Origin of the sequence: Victivallis sp. Marseille-Q1083 (genome assembly GCF_903645315.1) — a bacterium.
GTDB lineage: Bacteria > Verrucomicrobiota > Lentisphaeria > Victivallales > Victivallaceae > UMGS1518.
On record NZ_CAHJXL010000002.1, the window covers coordinates 432,209 to 447,645 of the forward strand.

Sequence of the window (15,437 nt, forward strand, 5' to 3'; positions counted from 1 at the left end):
CTTTCGAATCGTCGAGAAATGTTCAGAAGATTCGGAAGTTTTTATTTTCAGAGTCGGATATTGTCGTTTTTTTGCAAATTGAGCATATTCCCCCTTTCCCCCGTTGTTGTTCGGCGAGCCGGTGACAGCTCTCCAAGGTTTTATTCCCAAGCGATGATTTTCGCAGCGATCAAGCGGAGGAGTTCCTGATTTGGACAAGCACTTGAAAGAGCAACATAAATTTTTCTGGTATTCCGCCGAATAATGGCACCGATTTTCACCAGGTATAAGCGAATGCTGCCGCAGGTAGCCTCGGCAAATTGAGTTCCTGTCAACAACAATGCCCGAAACCGTTCCATGAGAATATAAGCCAAACTTGAAAGCAGAAGCCGGAATTGATTTGCCGCAAAGTCATGGCAGCTCGTCCGATCAGCGAAAAGATCCAGCTGCTGTTCCTTGATCCTGTTTTCCATCTCACCTCGGGCGCAATAGACTTTTTCATAAAGATATTGTCCATCATCATCAAGATTGGTGACGATAAAACGATTATTCGGTCCGGGGGAGTTGAATTCCGCTTTGGCAATCACCCGGCGCGGGTATTTCCAAGTTCCTGCCGCATATTCGAACTGAGTAAACAGTTTTGCTTTTTCATGTGTTTCGTTGTAAAGTGCTTCCGCTTTCACTTGAAGATCTTTTGATAATTCCAGCAAACGTGGATTTTTCGCCAATCCGACAATATATTTGACCTCATTTTTATCACACCAGTTCAGCATTTTCTGCCGACAAAAGCCACTGTCTCCCCGGAAAATAATCTTAACCTTCGGCCATTTCTGCCGAAAGCGCTTTACCAGTAGCGAGAGAATCGCCCAAGCATGCTTGGCCGCATCAATTTTTGATGGACGCAAATAAGCCACAAGCAATTGATCCCCGCAGAAAACATACAACGGCAAAAAGCAATAGTGGTCATAATAGCCATGAAAAAAGCGATTTTCCTGCATCCCGTAAGCGAGGTCATCGGTAGCATCGAAATCAAGAATCAATTCTCGCGGCGGCGTGGAAAAACTTTCGATAAAGAATTCGACAAACAATCGGCTCAAATCTACGCAAGCACGACGATCGATTCCATTTTCGAATCGACATAAAGTGCTTGGAGTGGCGAGTTGACGATCACGACCGACAACAGTTTGAATCAGCGGATCAGTTCGCAATTCATGATGGTCATTGAGATCTTCATGGCCGGCAACCAAACCAAAAACTCGTTGACGAAGCATGCTCAGATAGGAATGTTCAACTTTTCCGGGCTGTCGAATATCAAAAGAATCCAGCAGGTTACCGGCGCGCCGGGTCAAACCGAGTTTGCGGTCGAATTCTTTCACAAAAAGCAACCCGCCGTCACTGCTGATATCTCCACCGGCGAAATTGAATTCAATTTTTCTGCTTTTCGGACCTTGAAAGAACGGAATCGAAACGTTACATTTTGTCATTGGCAGACCTCGGCGTTATATTGTCACGTAAAATATTACAATATAATATATTAGTCGAGAATCTGCCTCTTTGTTTTTGAAAATTTACGCAATATTCAGGCTAGACCGGGTTTTTCCCAAAATGCTGCCGCGGAGCGATTTTACCGCACTTCAGGCTGGCCGGCGGCCGGAACGGCCGCCGGCTCGATGACAAACTTGTCCCGCCGGTAAATGCGGTATTTTCGGGCGCTTCCCCTGACTTGGAAAGCCTTGACGGTGATTGCCGATTCATCAACCGTTACCAGGAGAAAATGATATTCCCGCAGCGCAGCCTGCCGGTACCGGTAACTCGGCTCGTTTGGCCGTTCGCCGGCGCGGCAGAGCGTTCCGCCGCCGCCGCCGGTGATCAGATAATGAATGCCGTCGCCGGCCGCATAGCGCCGTTCCGGAGCCTCGGCGCGGGTAAAACGGCGATCATCCGGCACCCAGAGATGTTCGTATTGATGGATATGGCCGGAGAAAACCATCGTGACGCCGTATTTTCGGAACAGCGCTTCGTAGGCGTCCCGCACCGGTTTCAGGCATTGGCCGCGCTCCGGCTTATTCGGGTCGGGCGGGTTTTCCGCCATCGCCGTCGCGTAAAGCGGATGGTGCAGATAGACGAAAATGGCATCGATCGAAGCATCGGCCCGCGCTGCTTGCAGCGTCTCCTCGACCCAGCGGAGCGGGGTGTTGGTCCAGTCGCGATAGCCCTGTTCAAACGAAAGAAACAGGGCGTTTTCGTAGCGGAACGAGTAAAAGGTGCGGCAGGAAAAGCCGCTCGGCACCCGGTCGCGGCATTCCGCCGCCGCCGGATCTTTCGGCGAGGATGGATATTCCGTCGGATCCGTCTCATAGGCGACCTGGAATTTTTCGGCGTAACCGCTGCCGAATACCGCCGGATTGCGGGTGAAGAGCTGTTCTTCCAGGAAGCGTTTGTATTGCAGCGAACCGACCGCGTCATGGTTGCCCATCGTCGGAAAAAAGGGGACGGTTGCCAGCAGCGGGCGGTAATATTCGACAAATTTCCGATAGGAATCCGGCGCGAATCCCAGATACATCAGGTCGCCGGTGTGCAATGCGAAGTCCGGCTTGAGCGCCGCCATGGCCGCCGGCAGAGCGCCGCGTTCCGGCACGCCTTCCAGCGGATCGCTGATCGCCTGCTGGTTGTCGCCGACCACGACGAAACGGAAAGGCGCCCCGTCGGCCAGCCGGCACGCCAGCGCCAGAAAGAAGAGCAATCCCCACCGGGCTGTCCGCCGCCAGGTCATCGGAGTGATTCCTCCCGGTTCAGCCGGCGAAGATGATCGTCCGCCGGCCGGAGGTGATGATCCGGTGCTCGAGATGGGCTTTGACCGCCCGGGTCAACACCCGCCGCTCAATCTCCTTGCCGAGCCGTTTCATATCGGCCGGATCGTCCTCATGGCTGATCCGCTCGACATCCTGCTCGATGATCGGGCCCTCGTCCAGTTCCGCCGTGGCGTAATGCGCCGTGGCGCCGATCATCTTGACGCCGCGCTCCCAGGCGCGCTGATAGGGATTGGCGCCCTGGAAGGCCGGCAGGAAGGCGTGATGGATATTGATGATCTGTCCCGGATAATGCGCGATGAAATCATCGCTCAGGATCTGCATGTAACGCGCCATCACCACCAGGTCGATGCGGTGATGGTCGAGCATATCGATCAGTCTTTTCTCCTGTTCCGCCTTGCGGCCCGGCTCCACCGGCAGGCAGTAGAACGGCACCCGGAATTGATCGGCGACGTATTCCAGCTCCGGGTGGTTGCTGACGATCAGCGGAATTTCGCACGGCAGATCGCCCTCCCGGGTATGGACCAGCAGATCGTAAAGACAATGCGAGGTCTTGGAAACCAGAATCGCCATCCGGCGGATCGGTTCGGTGTAATGCACTTCATAGCTCAACGCCAGCTCCGCCGCCAGCACGGCAAAATCCGCTTCGAGCCGTTTACGGGTGATCGCCATGTCGCGCAGGTCGATTTTGACCCGCATGAAATAACGGTCCTCCTGGGCGTCGGTGTACTGCTGGCAATGCAGGATATTCAGTCCCAGTGCGTAAAAAAAACCGGTGATTTTCGTCACCAAACCCTTTTGGTCCTGACATTGTATCAAAAAAACTGCCTGTTTCATCCGCGTTCCATTCTTTTTTCGGGCTACTTTCGTTCACTGCTGCCGCATCGGCTGGAAGGTGCTGCCGTCCAACTGTCCGGTCGGCACCGCCAGCGGCGGATGGCTGTCGGCCACGCCCCAGCGACGGCTGAACGGCCAGAAGACGAACAACGCTTTGCCGACAATATTGCGGCGCGGCACGACGCCCCAGCCCCGGCTGTCGTAGCTGAACAGCGAATTGTCGCCCATCATGAAATAACTGTCCGGCGGCACTTCGAATTCGGTGCCGTCGACGTTCAAATACTGGCCGATGACCCCGACCGGATTGTTCGTATGGCCGTGATAACCGCCCTGATTGCTGTAAATTTTTTGAAACGCTTCGGAGAATGCCGTTGCCGGCTGAAATTCGGCGTCGCCGGCCGGTTTGATCCACAACTGATTGTTGACGATTTTCAGCGTGTCGCCGGGCAGGCCGACCAGCCGTTTGATATAGTAGAGGCCGGACATTTCCACCAGCGGCCGGCCGCCGGCGCCGATGATGCCTTCGGTGTTGAAGACGACGACATCCCCCCGGTTCATGCCGAACAGGTGGTGGCTGATCCGGTCGACGAACAGGTGGTCGCCCAGCGACAGGTAGCCGTCGGCCAGCACCTCGCCGGGACGAAAGCCGCCGAAACGGTCCAGGCGCGCATATTCGCGCACTTTTTTCGGCTCGCCCGGCAGCTGGTAATGTTCTCCGCCGATGACGAATTCGGTGTCGGTGAAAATGCCGTTGGCGGTGACCGCCTTGACGCTGCCCGGCTCCAGGTAGCCGCCGCGGCCGATTTCAGCCCGGGCCGGCCGGGTGGAAAACAGCAGGAAATCGAGAAATTCCGGCAGTTTGCCCTGATAGGGGTTGGCTTTGCCCTGTTCGGCGATATAGTGGACGCCGAACAGAGTCGGCTGCATGCTGCCGGTCGGTATCTGGAACGGCTGCAATGCCAGCGCCCGGATGCCGAACGCCACCACCAACGCCACCGCCGCCACGTCGAGATATTCCCGCAGCGTTTGAAACGACGGCGGCGGGCAATATTCCGCCAGCCGCGCCTGGCAGTTGCCGAGGAAGGCGTCGATTGCCACCGGATCCCGGCTTTTCAGCAGCGACTGCACCTCGCCGTTGAGTTCGGCCAGCTTGTTCTTCTGCTCGGTGGCCAGAAGGTCGTCGTCGCGGTGGGCGAGCAGCCGCACCTGGGCGCCGAAATGTTTGAGTTTCCGGCGGCGGCGGCGCAATTTCCAATATTCCAACATAGCAGCTCCCAAAATCTTTTATTCCGTTTCACCGGAACGCAGGACGGCGACGAAAGCCTCCTGCGGAATGTTCACTTTGCCGATCAGCTTCATCCGTTTTTTGCCTTCCTTCTGCTTTTCCAGCAGTTTCCGCTTCCGGGTGATGTCGCCGCCGTAGCATTTGGCCAGCACGTTTTTGCGAAGCTGGCGGATCGTTTCGCGGGCGACGACTTTGCCGCCGACCGCCGCCTGAATGGCGATCTGGAACATCTGCGGCGGAATGACGTCTTTGAGCCGCTCCGCCAACTGGCGGCCGCGCTGATAGGCCATGTCGACATGGACGATGGAAGCGAAGGCGTCGACCGGCTCGCCGTTGACCAGGATGTCCAGCCGGACCAGCTTGCCGGCCCGGTAACCGGATTGTTCGTAATCCATGCTGCCGTAGCCGCGGGTGATCGACTTGAGCTTGTCGTGAAAATCGATCAGAATTTCATGCATCGGCATGTCGGCGGTGACGATGACGTGGTTGCCGTCGACCGACGCCGTATTCGTACAGACGCCGCGCTTGGACATGATCAGGTTCATCACGTCGCCGATGTAGGTGCTCGGCAGCATGATTTTCGCCTCGATGATCGGTTCTTCGATCCGGTCGATGCCGGACGGGTCCGGCAGGTGCACCGGATTGTCGACTTCCTCCATCGTGCCGTCCTTCATATAAACGTGATAAATGACGCTCGGATAGGTCGCGATGATGTCCATGTTGTATTCCCGCCGCAGCCGTTCCTGGATGATCTCCATGTGCAGCAGGCCGAGAAAACCGCAGCGGAATCCGAATCCCAGCGCCGCCGAGGTTTCCGCCTGGTAGAGGAACGCGGCGTCGTTGAGCTGCAATTTGGCCATGCTGGCCTTCAACTGCTCGTAGTCGGCGGTATCGATCGGGTAGATGCCGCTGAACACCATCGGCCGGATTTCCCGGAAACCGGGCAGCGGTTCGGCGCACGGATTTTTGATTTCGGTCATCGTGTCGCCGATCCGGGTGTCGGAAGGACTCTTGATATTCGGAATGACGTAGCCGATCGAACCGGCTTCGAGCGACTCGGACGGCCGCATCTCCGGACCGAAAAAACCGACTTCCTTGATTTCGCTCTCCAGCCGGTTGCTGAACAGTTTGATCCGGTCGCCGCGCCGGAATTCGCCGCTGAACACCCGGACGTAAGTGACCACGCCGCGGTAGGCATCGTAATTGGAATCGAAGATCAGTGCGCTGCTGCCGCTGTAACGCGCCGCCGACGGCGGCGGAATGCGGCGGATGATCGCCTCGATCACCGCCGGCACGCCTTCGCCGGTCTTGCCGCTGACCAGCAGCGCCTCCTCGCGCGGAATGGCCAGCACCTCTTCCATCTGCTCCAGGCACATCGCCACATCGGAGGCCGGCAGGTCGATCTTGTTGATCAGCGGGATGATTTTCAGGTTCTGCCGGAAGGCCAGATTGACGTTGGCCACGGTTTGGGCCTGCACCCCCTGGGTGGCATCGATCAGCAGCAGCGCGCCTTCGCAGGCGCCCAGCGAACGGCTGACTTCGTAGGTGAAGTCGACGTGGCCCGGCGTATCGTTCAAATTCAATTCGTAGGTTTGCCCGTCCAGCGTGAAATGCATCCGGACCGGGTGCGATTTGATCGTGATGCCGCGCTCCCGCTCCAGGTCCATGCCGTCGAGCAACTGCTCCTGCAAATCCCGTTCATCGACCGTGTGGGTGTATTCCAGCAGCCGGTCGGCCAGCGTGGATTTGCCGTGGTCGATATGGGCGATAATTGAAAAGTTACGGATCAGTTCAAGTTTTGCCATATTCTCTAAAGATTATACCGTTTTTTCGTCAAGATTCAAAAGAATACTATATCATCGTTTCCGCCGCGGTGCAACCGGATATGCCGGATATTTCGCGTCGGTTCGGCCGATGATGCACCGGCGGCGGCAGATGGAAATGGCGGAAAACTCGAACCGCGTCAGCAGCTTCGGATGCTGCTTTGCCGGTAAAGGTTGTTGCCCTGGCAATCGATCGCCGCTACCAGCGGCAGGGCTTCCACTTGCATTTCGTACATCGCTTCCGGTCCGAGATCTTCGAACGCGACCGTCCGGCAGCTTTTGATGCACCGGGCGATCAACGCGCCGGCACCGCCGGTGGCGGCGAAATAAACGCCGCCGTAACGTTTCATCGCTTCGATCACCGCCGGGTTGCGGTCGCCTTTGCCGATCATGCCGCGCAGGCCGCATTCGGCCAGCAGCCGCGGCGAATAGGCGTCCATCCGGCCGCTGGTGGTCGGACCGGCGCTGCCGACCGGCCGCCCCGGCGGGGCCGGGCAGGGGCCGACGAAATAGATGATCCGGTCATGCAGATCGACCGGCAACGGCCGCCCGGCATCCAGCAGCGCGCACAGGCGTTTGTGCGCAGCATCGCGGCCGGTGTAGATGGTGCCATCCAGGAGAATACGCATGCCGGCCCGGAGTTTCTGGACTTTTTCCAGCGTCAGCGGGGTGGTCAGACGGATCGTTTCGCTCATGATACCGGGCTCCTTACAGCTCAAAACCGGCGTGGCGCGCCGCGTGACAATTCAAATTGACCGCCACCGGCAGCGAAGCGATGTGGCAGGGATAATAATTGATATGCACCGCCAGGGCCGTCACCGAACCGCCCAACCCCTGCGGACCGACGCCGCTTTGGTTGATCCGCGCCAGGATTTCCCGTTCCAGCCCGGCGTAGTCGGCGTCGTCGCTCGGCTGGCCGACCGGCCGCAGCAGCGCTTTTTTGGCCAGGAAGGCGGCCTGTTCGAAGGTGCCGCCGATGCCAACGCCGACGATGGTCGGCGGACAGGGGTTGCCGCCGGCTTTGACGACGGTTTCGGTGACGAAATCGATGACGCCGTCACGGCCGTCGGACGGTTTGAGCATCCGCAGGGCGCTCATATTTTCCGAGCCGCCGCCTTTCGGAGCCAGGATGACCGACAGCCGGTTGCCGGGGACGATCGACAGGTGAATGATCGGCGGCGTGTTGTCGGTGGTGTTTTTACGTTGAAACAGCGGATCGCTGACGATCGATTTGCGCAGGTAGCCGCGGCGGTAGCCGTCGGCGACCCCGGCGGTAATCGCCTCGTAGATGCTGCCGCCGTCCAGCTTGACCAGCTCGCCGATTTCGACGAAAAAGACGGCGAAACCGGTATCCTGGCAGATCGGCAGCCGTTCGGCGGCGGCGATTCTGGCATTCTCCAGGCATTGCTGCAGAAAATCCCGGCCCAGTTCACCCTGCTCGAATTGCAGCGCCCGGTTCAACGCCGCCGAAACGTCCTCCGGCAGTTGACAGGCCGCCTGCAGACAGCAGGCGCTGACCGCATCGACCACCTGTTGAAACGGCACTACCCGCAACATGTCCTGCGGTGACGCGCCGATTTTCAATTTCAATTTTTTCGATCCGTCCATGATTGCATTCCGTCAGTTTAATTCGATATAGTGCGTTTGGATTTCCGGCGTCCGTTCGGCGATGTTGGACAGATGGTCACCGAGTTTTTCCAGTTCGCCGAGCATCTCGATGTAGATGACGCTGTGCGCCAGATTGCAGTTGCCGCGCCGCAGCCGTTCGATGTGCTCTTCCTCGTATTGCGCGGTCAGCCGGTTGATTTTCTTCTCATTTTTCAGCGCGATCCGGACTTTTTCATTGTCGACGCTGCCGAGCGCTTCGACGACGTCCTTGGCCAGTTCATCGAGCAGGCTCCAGATTTTTTTCAAATCCTTGCGGCCCTGTTCCGACAGCTTCTTGTCGGTCCGGACCAGCCGCTGCGCCAACTGCATGATGTTGGCGGTGTGGTCGGCAATCCGTTCGGCATCGTTGGTGCAGTGCATCAGCAGCGGCACCAGCTCCGACTGGGGCAGCGACAGTTCACGGCGGGTGATCTGCACCAGATAATCGGTGACCTCGCGCTGCTGGGCGTCGATGGAGTTCTCCAGCTTGTCCAGCCGTTCGCAGTCCTCCGGCGTATAGTTCAGCTTCATGAAATGCTGGTTCAACGCCTCGTCCACCATCAGCCAGGATTTTTTGACCATGCCGCGGATGGCGAATACCGCCTGTTCCAATGCGATCGACGGCGTGTCGAGCAGGCGCGGTTCGAGGCGGGTGGTGACCACTTCTTCGTTCTGCCGGATCGGGATGAAGAAGTTGCAGATTCTGGCGAACAGCCCGATGAACGGCAGCAGCAGCATGACGTTCAGCACGTTGAACAACGTGTGCGCCATGGCGATGTGCCGCTCGACGTTTTGCGGGATGACGGCGAAAACGTCGCCGGGCGTGATTATATTGATGAAATAGAGGAAAATCGGCATGTTGCGCGATCCCCACGGCACATAGAAAAGAACCAGCATGATGCCGGTGCCGATCGCATTGAACAGGAAATGGGCCAGCGCCGCCTGTTTGGCCGGCCGGTTGGCGGCCAGCGAGGCGAGGAAGGCGGTGATGGTCGTGCCGATGTTGGTGCCGAGCAGCAGAGGAACGGCGGTGTAAAAGCTGATCAGTCCGCCGGCTGCCAGGGCCAGCACGATGCCCATCGCCGCCGAACTGGACTGGATGACAAATGTCATCAGCGTGCCGATGGCGATGGCGGCGAGGACCGCGCCGAACGGCATGAAGGAGTTGCCGTCCGGCGTGCAGTCGAAGGTGGCGAAAAACTCTTTGAACGACGGGAAATCACCCAGGATTTTCAATTCATCGCTCATGATGCCCATGCCGAAGAACAGCATTCCGAAGCCGAAAATGGTCTCTCCCCAGCCCCGGACCGAGTTGCGTTTGGAGAGCATCATCACCAGTAGGCCGATGAAGATGGCCGGCATCGCCAGCCCGCCGAGATCGAATGAGATGACCTGGGCGGTAATGGTCGTACCGATGTTGGCGCCGAAAATAATGCCGATACCCTGGGTGAGGTTCAGCAAGCCGGCGTTGATGAAGCCGATGACCATCACCGTCGTGGCGCTGGAGGATTGAATGACGGCGGTCACCGCCGTGCCGGCCAGCACGGCGACGACGCCGTTGCTGGCGAAAAAGTGCAGAATGCGTTTCATCTTGTCGCCGGCGATTTTCTGCAGTCCGTCGCTCATCAGCTTCATGCCGAAGATGAACAGCGCCAGTCCGCCGAGCACGGTGATGACGACGCTGGACAGATTTAGCCCGAGCGCCCGGACCGGCAGGCCGCGGACGTAATAGCCGCTGCCCGGATCGGCGACTTCGATGTCGTAATGGTAGGCGCCGGTTTTGCTGCCGGTACGCAGTTCCGCCGTCGCTTCGCCGGATTCGTCGGTGACGGCCATGCCGGGCGACACCGATCCGCTGTTCCGGCCGTCGGGCGAAGCGGTGGCATTGAAATAAATCGGCACCCCGCTGGCCGGCGTGCCGTCTTCCCGGACCAGTTTGACTTTCAGCGGCTCGGCAAGCGTTTCGCCGGCGGTGCCCTGCAGGCCGCTGCCGCTGATTCTGATGCCGGAAATAAAACGGGCCTGGATTCGTCTGGACGGCGCCGAGGCCGGAATGATGTCGATGTACTGGTCGCCGGTGCGTTTGCCGGCGGTCACTTTGACGTCGACACAGCCGGAGACATCGGTGGTCGCTTCCGCCGGTTCAATGGTCAGATCGGAGTGAGGGGACGGTTCGAAGCGGAGTTTTTCCCCGGCAAGCGGTTCCCGGCTGCCTTTGCCGCCGAAAGCGCTTTTTTGGACCGGGCCGAGCACTTCGACGCGGAGAGTTTTTTCAAAGGGTTCGCCCGGCAGCGCGCACTGGCTGTCGCCCTGCAGGATCGTGACCTGGTCGACCGGGAGTTTTTGTTGAGAATCGCCGCAACCGTTGAGCAGGAGACATACCGGCAGAAGCAGGGTCAACAGCATGGCTCGCCACATCCGACAATGTTTTTGTTGCATCAAATATCCTGTTGTTGCTGTCATCTTCATATATGATGTATTTTATAATATATCCTGAAAAACGTCCTGAAACAACCCCGAGGACCGGAGAAAGCCGATAAAAAAGCCCGGATGCGGTTGGAAAACGCTCCGGGCAGTCGAAGGGATTATTTGATTTGTTTGCGCTTGACGCGCGGCGTGCCGGCAACCGCGGCGGCGAATGCCGGCCGGCGACGCGCGGCGTGAGCGCGGCCGAATGCCCGGCCGGAGAGTTCCTGCCGCACTTGACGCCGGTTGCCGGCGCCGTCGGACGGCCTTTGCCCCTGGCGGCCGGTCGGATCGTCGGCGTCGTCCTCTTCCGGCGCGCGGGCGATGGCGACCAGCGGAGCGCCGTCATGTCCGGCCCGGCGGAATGCTTTGAGCAGCAGTTCGGCATCGTCGGCATCGACTTCGAGGAAGGAAAAGTGGTCGAAGGAATCCACTTTGCCGATGCGGTTGCTGCGCAATCCGGTTTTCTGGAAGATCAATTCCAGCAGTTTTCCGGCCCCGTAACCTTCCGCCTTGCCGAGCGCCATGAAAAGGCGGAGCTGGATGCCGCTGCGGCGTTCCCGGCCGCGCTTGCGCCCGGAGGAGAGTTCCGGATAGGTTTCCGGCAGCAGTTCGGCGCGATAGGTCAGGCGGAGCAGCGCGGCCAGCAGTTCGGTGTGATCATGATGCTGCGACAACTCTTCGGCGAATTGCCGGTAGGCGTTGTGCCGGTTGTCGGCGATGACGCTGCCGAGCTGTTCGAGAATGCGGTTCTTTTTGCGGTTGACGACTGCGGCGCCGTCCGGCAGTTCGCCTTTGCGGATTTCTATTTTCGCCTCGCGCTTGATCTGGTTCAGGGTCCGGAATTCCGCCGGAGTGACGAAAGTGATCGCGGTGCCCCGCCGCCCGGCCCGGCCGGTGCGGCCGATCCGGTGAATGTAAGATTCGCTGTTTTGCGGGATGGAGTAATTGATCACGTGGGTCAGGTGATTGACGTCGATGCCGCGGGCGGCGACATCGGTGGCGATCAGGACGCTGAATTTGCGCGCCTTGAACCGCTCGATCAGCCGGGTGCGCTGGGCCTGGGCGACATCGCCGTGCAGCGCTTCGACGGCCAGTCCGCGGTTCTGCAGTTTTTCCGTCAACTCATCGACGTCGCTGCGGGTCCGGCAGAAGACCAGCGCATATATTTCCGGTTCGACATCGATCAGCCGGGCCAGCGCTTCGAGTTTGTCGGCGCGCTGAACTTCGAAATAGAACTGGTCGGTCAGCGGCGTGTCGGTTTCCGGTTCGGTGATCCGGATGATTTCGTAACCGCGCATGAATTGCGCTGCGATCTTCATGATCGGCGGCGGCATCGTCGCCGAGAACATCAACATGCGTTTCTGCTCCGGCGTGGAGCCGAGAATCGTTTCGATTTCCTCGAGAAATCCCATATTGAGCATCTCGTCGGCCTCGTCGAGCACGGCGAATTCGATCGAATCGAGTTTCAGCGCCTTGCGTTCGATCAGGTCGATGACTCGTCCCGGCGTTCCGACGACGATGTCGACGCCTCCCTTCAGGCGCCGCAGTTGGATGTCGATTGCCTGGCCGCCGTAGATCGGCGCCACCGACAAACGGCGGTTGCCCTGAAGCGACTGGATTTCCTCGGCGATCTGGATGGTCAGTTCCCGGGTCGGCGCCAGGATCAGCGCCTGGACACGGCCGGCCTCGGGCCGGATGATTTCGATGATCGGAATGGCGAAGGCGGCGGTTTTGCCGGTGCCGGTCCGGGCCTGGCCGATGACATCCTGTTCGCCGGCCAGCAGCAGCGGAATGGCGGCGGCCTGAATGGCGGAGGGTTGTTCGAATCCCTTCTCGGCCAACGCGTCGATGGTGGTTTCGGAAATGCCGAGACGGCGGAAACTGTCGAGATTGCTCATCAATGACTTCTTTCTTTGAAAATGAGTTGTTGGGCCGACTCTTTCCGGAAGATAATTATGGAGCAATACGCACAATTTGCCGACGAATTATATATCAGGAGCGATCGACTTGAGTGGTTTACTATACCATCGATCGATGAAAATGCAATGCGCAATTGAGAAAAGTGTCCAGAATATGAGAAATTTGTCCAGGCTGTCAATCCTGTCGCAACAGCGGAAATCCGGGTGCCGCCGAAAATTACCGGCGATACAACTGGCGGCGGTTGGGCCGTTCCGGCAGGGCTTCCGCCTGCTCGACAGTGGCGGCGTCGTAGCGGGCCAGCAGCCTGGCGTCAAGCAAGCTCCAGGCGCGCCAGTTCGGCAGCCGGTCGCGCAACCCGGCAATCAGACCATGATAATAGGGCAGATAGGATGCCGCAGGAAATTGCGCGGCGTACCGGGTTGACAGCAGATCAAAGGCCGGCAGCGCCTCCGGTCCCAGCAGTTGTAAATATTCGATGTCCAGTTCGGCCGGGCTTTCCGGGGTGATTGTCTGCCCGGCCGATGCCACTTCCCGGCAATTCTGGACGTTAAAACAGGCGATCCAGCCGCGGATCGGCAGCCAGCCCAACAACGTCAGCAGCAGAATCAAGGTCAGTAAGTTGGTGTTGACCAGCCAGAAATTGCTGCGATGAAGCAGAATCTTGAGCATGATCCACACCAGGCCGGCTACGACCAGCAGCATCCAGATTCCAGCGGCGAACCGCAGCAGCGTCAGGCTGTAAATCGTCACGTATTTTTCCAGCCGCAACAGGGAGGATATGACCAGGAAAACGTTCTGGAACAAAAAGAGATAAACCAGATAACGCGTCAATTTCCATTCGCGGCCACGCCGATCGCCGCTGAAAAATACGATGGTGATCAGGGCGGCGAGCAGTGCGGTGACGATCAACGGATAGGCGCCGCGGTGGGCGTAGGCGGCGAACGTCATGCCTTCCGGCAGGGCGACGCCGGCCCAAAGATATTCGATGTCGAAGATGTTCGGCAGCAGAAAAACCAGATTGAGGAAGACCAGGCAGCGGGTGATGAGGAGGCGGAAAAAAGAAACGGTGTCCATTCCCAGTTTTCCGGCCAGCCGTTTGGCGGTGTCCGGTTTTTCAGCGGGAGAACGTCCGCCGGAGAACGAGGTGAAGATTTCGCCGATATTCCGGCAGAAGTTGCCGATGAAACCGATCTTTTGACAGACCTGCTTCCCGGCGAGCAGCCGCAGGAACCCCCAGAGCAGGGCGGCGAACAGGAGCCAGAAGAGGACGCGGCGCAGATTGACCTTGCTCCACCATTGTTCGAGGAACCGGGTGATTGCAGTGCAGAGTTGTTCGACCAGCGGATTGGCGGCGATGAAAAAATTCAGGAAAAACAACGCCAGACCCAGCGGCAGAACCCAGAAACAGAAAACGCGCAGAAATTGACGCAGCCACCGGCGATCCCTGCGGTTCAAGCGATTGTCTAGATCGATTACCCAATTGAACCAGCCGGTGGTGCCAAAGACAAGATAGCGGCGCAGCAAAACCGGAAGAGAGAGGTCAGCCGTCTTCAGTCCTTTGACGCCGAAACGATAGAGAAGCAGTCCGAGGCTTGCCAGCAGGATGTTGAGCGCATTGGGCTGAAATACGATCGACAGGCCGTTGATGAGCAACAAGCCGGCGCCGAACCAGACCGGAAATTGTCGAAATGATTGTCGGCTGCGGGGCAGGACGATGACGCCGAGCAGCAGGAGATAGCCGCCGAGCGTCCAGCCGATCGGCCAGTCGAAAAACAGGTAGTCCGCCAGCATGACCAGGCCGATGAGAACGGGCAGGAAAAAATTGGCGGGCAGCAGCAAATCGTCAGATGGATTCATCATAAAAACGAAAACCTTCCATTGCTTGCAGTTTCACTCTATCGGAATAAGACGGAAAAGAGAGGTGTTTTTGTAACGGCAATGACGAATAAGTGATGGATTTTCTGGCAATCCGGCCGGCGAATGGTAAAGTATTGTCCGCGGAGAAGAAGTTTTCAATTCTTAAAAGCGCGCAGGAGAAATCATGGAAAAGCTGGAATTGACCGGCCGGCCGCGGGAAAAACGGCGCGGCTTGCTGTTGAATATTACCGGTGACGGCAAAGGAAAAAGCACGGCGGCTTTCGGGACGCTGTTCCGGGCGTTGGGTTACGGCTGGCAGGCGGCGGTGGTCCAGTTCATCAAGGACGGACGGCCGACCGGGGAGGCGGCCATGGCGGCGCGGTTGCCGGAACAACTGCGCTGGCACCGGTGCGGAGGCGGTTTTTCGTTCCGTCCGGGCGCCGATGCGGCGGCCGACCGGCAACTGGCGTTCGACGGCTGGCGGCTGGCGCAATCCTATCTGGCCGGCGGCGATGTCGATCTGCTGATTCTGGATGAACTGAATATCGCCCTGCAGTTGAATTGGCTTGACTTGGCGGCAGTCGTTGATGCGCTGCAGCGGCGGCCGGCCTGGCTGCATGTCATCGTCACCGGCCGCAACGCTCCGGCCGCCCTGTTGGATATTTCCGATCTGGTATCGGAAATCAAGGATGTCAGGCATCCCTATGCGAAGGGGATCGCCGCCCAGCCCGGCATCGATTTCTGATTCGAATCGTCCGGAAAGGTTCCGCGTTTCGGCCGGCCGCCCGGAAAAATCGTTTTTTTTCGGTT

Annotated in this window: 11 protein-coding genes; 1 reads left to right on the top strand and 10 read right to left on the bottom strand. The window is 58.5% G+C overall.

What is annotated here, in order from left to right; all coding sequences use genetic code 11:
- Positions 1-140: 140 nt before the first annotated feature.
- From HWX74_RS17855 to HWX74_RS17900, 10 genes are all read right to left on the bottom strand, one after another.
- Complete coding sequence (locus HWX74_RS17855; protein WP_176014927.1) at positions 141-1,463, bottom strand: IS1380 family transposase; 1,323 nt, start codon at positions 1,461-1,463, stop codon at positions 141-143.
- A 140-nt stretch (positions 1,464-1,603) separates the two neighbouring features.
- Entirely contained in the window at positions 1,604-2,752 is a 1,149-nt protein-coding gene (locus HWX74_RS17860; RefSeq protein ID WP_176014928.1) for a metallophosphoesterase, read from the bottom strand.
- A gap of 19 nt (positions 2,753-2,771) precedes the next feature.
- Entirely contained in the window at positions 2,772-3,626 is an 855-nt protein-coding gene (gene purU / locus HWX74_RS17865) for a formyltetrahydrofolate deformylase (RefSeq protein WP_176014929.1), read from the bottom strand.
- 33 nt (positions 3,627-3,659) lie between these two features.
- The gene (gene lepB, locus HWX74_RS17870; protein WP_176014930.1) at positions 3,660-4,892 is read right to left on the bottom strand and encodes a signal peptidase I; all 1,233 of its coding nucleotides are present in this window, start codon (positions 4,890-4,892) and stop codon (positions 3,660-3,662) included.
- Between the two features lie 18 nt (positions 4,893-4,910).
- On the bottom strand, positions 4,911-6,716 hold the full coding sequence (gene lepA / locus HWX74_RS17875; RefSeq protein ID WP_176014931.1) for a translation elongation factor 4: 1,806 nt from the start codon (positions 6,714-6,716) through the stop codon (positions 4,911-4,913).
- Between the two features lie 158 nt (positions 6,717-6,874).
- The gene (locus HWX74_RS17880; protein WP_176014932.1) at positions 6,875-7,429 is read right to left on the bottom strand and encodes a Fe-S-containing hydro-lyase; all 555 of its coding nucleotides are present in this window, start codon (positions 7,427-7,429) and stop codon (positions 6,875-6,877) included.
- A 13-nt stretch (positions 7,430-7,442) separates the two neighbouring features.
- Positions 7,443-8,342: a fumarate hydratase gene (locus tag HWX74_RS17885; RefSeq protein WP_254872361.1), complete on the bottom strand. Its 900-nt coding sequence runs from the start codon at positions 8,340-8,342 to the stop codon at positions 7,443-7,445.
- A gap of 12 nt (positions 8,343-8,354) precedes the next feature.
- Positions 8,355-10,820 carry a Na/Pi symporter gene (locus tag HWX74_RS17890; RefSeq protein ID WP_176014933.1) on the bottom strand — a complete coding sequence of 822 codons (2,466 nt, stop codon included), beginning with the start codon at positions 10,818-10,820 and terminating at the stop codon, positions 8,355-8,357.
- A gap of 146 nt (positions 10,821-10,966) precedes the next feature.
- Positions 10,967-12,748 carry a DEAD/DEAH box helicase gene (locus HWX74_RS17895; protein ID WP_176014934.1) on the bottom strand — a complete coding sequence of 594 codons (1,782 nt, stop codon included), beginning with the start codon at positions 12,746-12,748 and terminating at the stop codon, positions 10,967-10,969.
- Positions 12,749-12,986: 238 nt separating this feature from the next.
- Positions 12,987-14,630 (bottom strand): DUF4173 domain-containing protein, encoded by a 1,644-nt coding sequence (locus HWX74_RS17900; RefSeq protein ID WP_176014935.1) that lies wholly within the window; start codon positions 14,628-14,630, stop codon positions 12,987-12,989.
- A 181-nt stretch (positions 14,631-14,811) separates the two neighbouring features.
- Between HWX74_RS17900 and cobO the strand changes: the two genes are divergently transcribed.
- Entirely contained in the window at positions 14,812-15,372 is a 561-nt protein-coding gene (cobO, locus tag HWX74_RS17905; RefSeq protein ID WP_176014936.1) for a cob(I)yrinic acid a,c-diamide adenosyltransferase, read from the top strand.
- Positions 15,373-15,437 lie beyond the last annotated feature (65 nt).

Bases quoted from the DNA above. Each gene is read 5' to 3' on its own strand.
- cobO (WP_176014936.1), top strand. From the start codon at position 14,812: ATGGAAAAGCTGGAATTGACCGGCCGGCCGCGGGAAAAACGGCGCGGC.
- HWX74_RS17855 (WP_176014927.1), bottom strand. From the start codon at position 1,463: ATGACAAAATGTAACGTTTCGATTCCGTTCTTTCAAGGTCCGAAAAGC.
- HWX74_RS17890 (WP_176014933.1), bottom strand. From the start codon at position 10,820: ATGCAACAAAAACATTGTCGGATGTGGCGAGCCATGCTGTTGACCCTG.
- HWX74_RS17860 (WP_176014928.1), bottom strand. From the start codon at position 2,752: ATGACCTGGCGGCGGACAGCCCGGTGGGGATTGCTCTTCTTTCTGGCG.
- lepA (WP_176014931.1), bottom strand. From the start codon at position 6,716: ATGGCAAAACTTGAACTGATCCGTAACTTTTCAATTATCGCCCATATC.
- HWX74_RS17885 (WP_254872361.1), bottom strand. From the start codon at position 8,342: ATGGACGGATCGAAAAAATTGAAATTGAAAATCGGCGCGTCACCGCAG.
- HWX74_RS17900 (WP_176014935.1), bottom strand. From the start codon at position 14,630: ATGATGAATCCATCTGACGATTTGCTGCTGCCCGCCAATTTTTTCCTG.
- lepB (WP_176014930.1), bottom strand. From the start codon at position 4,892: ATGTTGGAATATTGGAAATTGCGCCGCCGCCGCCGGAAACTCAAACAT.
- HWX74_RS17895 (WP_176014934.1), bottom strand. From the start codon at position 12,748: ATGAGCAATCTCGACAGTTTCCGCCGTCTCGGCATTTCCGAAACCACC.
- purU (WP_176014929.1), bottom strand. From the start codon at position 3,626: ATGAAACAGGCAGTTTTTTTGATACAATGTCAGGACCAAAAGGGTTTG.
- HWX74_RS17880 (WP_176014932.1), bottom strand. From the start codon at position 7,429: ATGAGCGAAACGATCCGTCTGACCACCCCGCTGACGCTGGAAAAAGTC.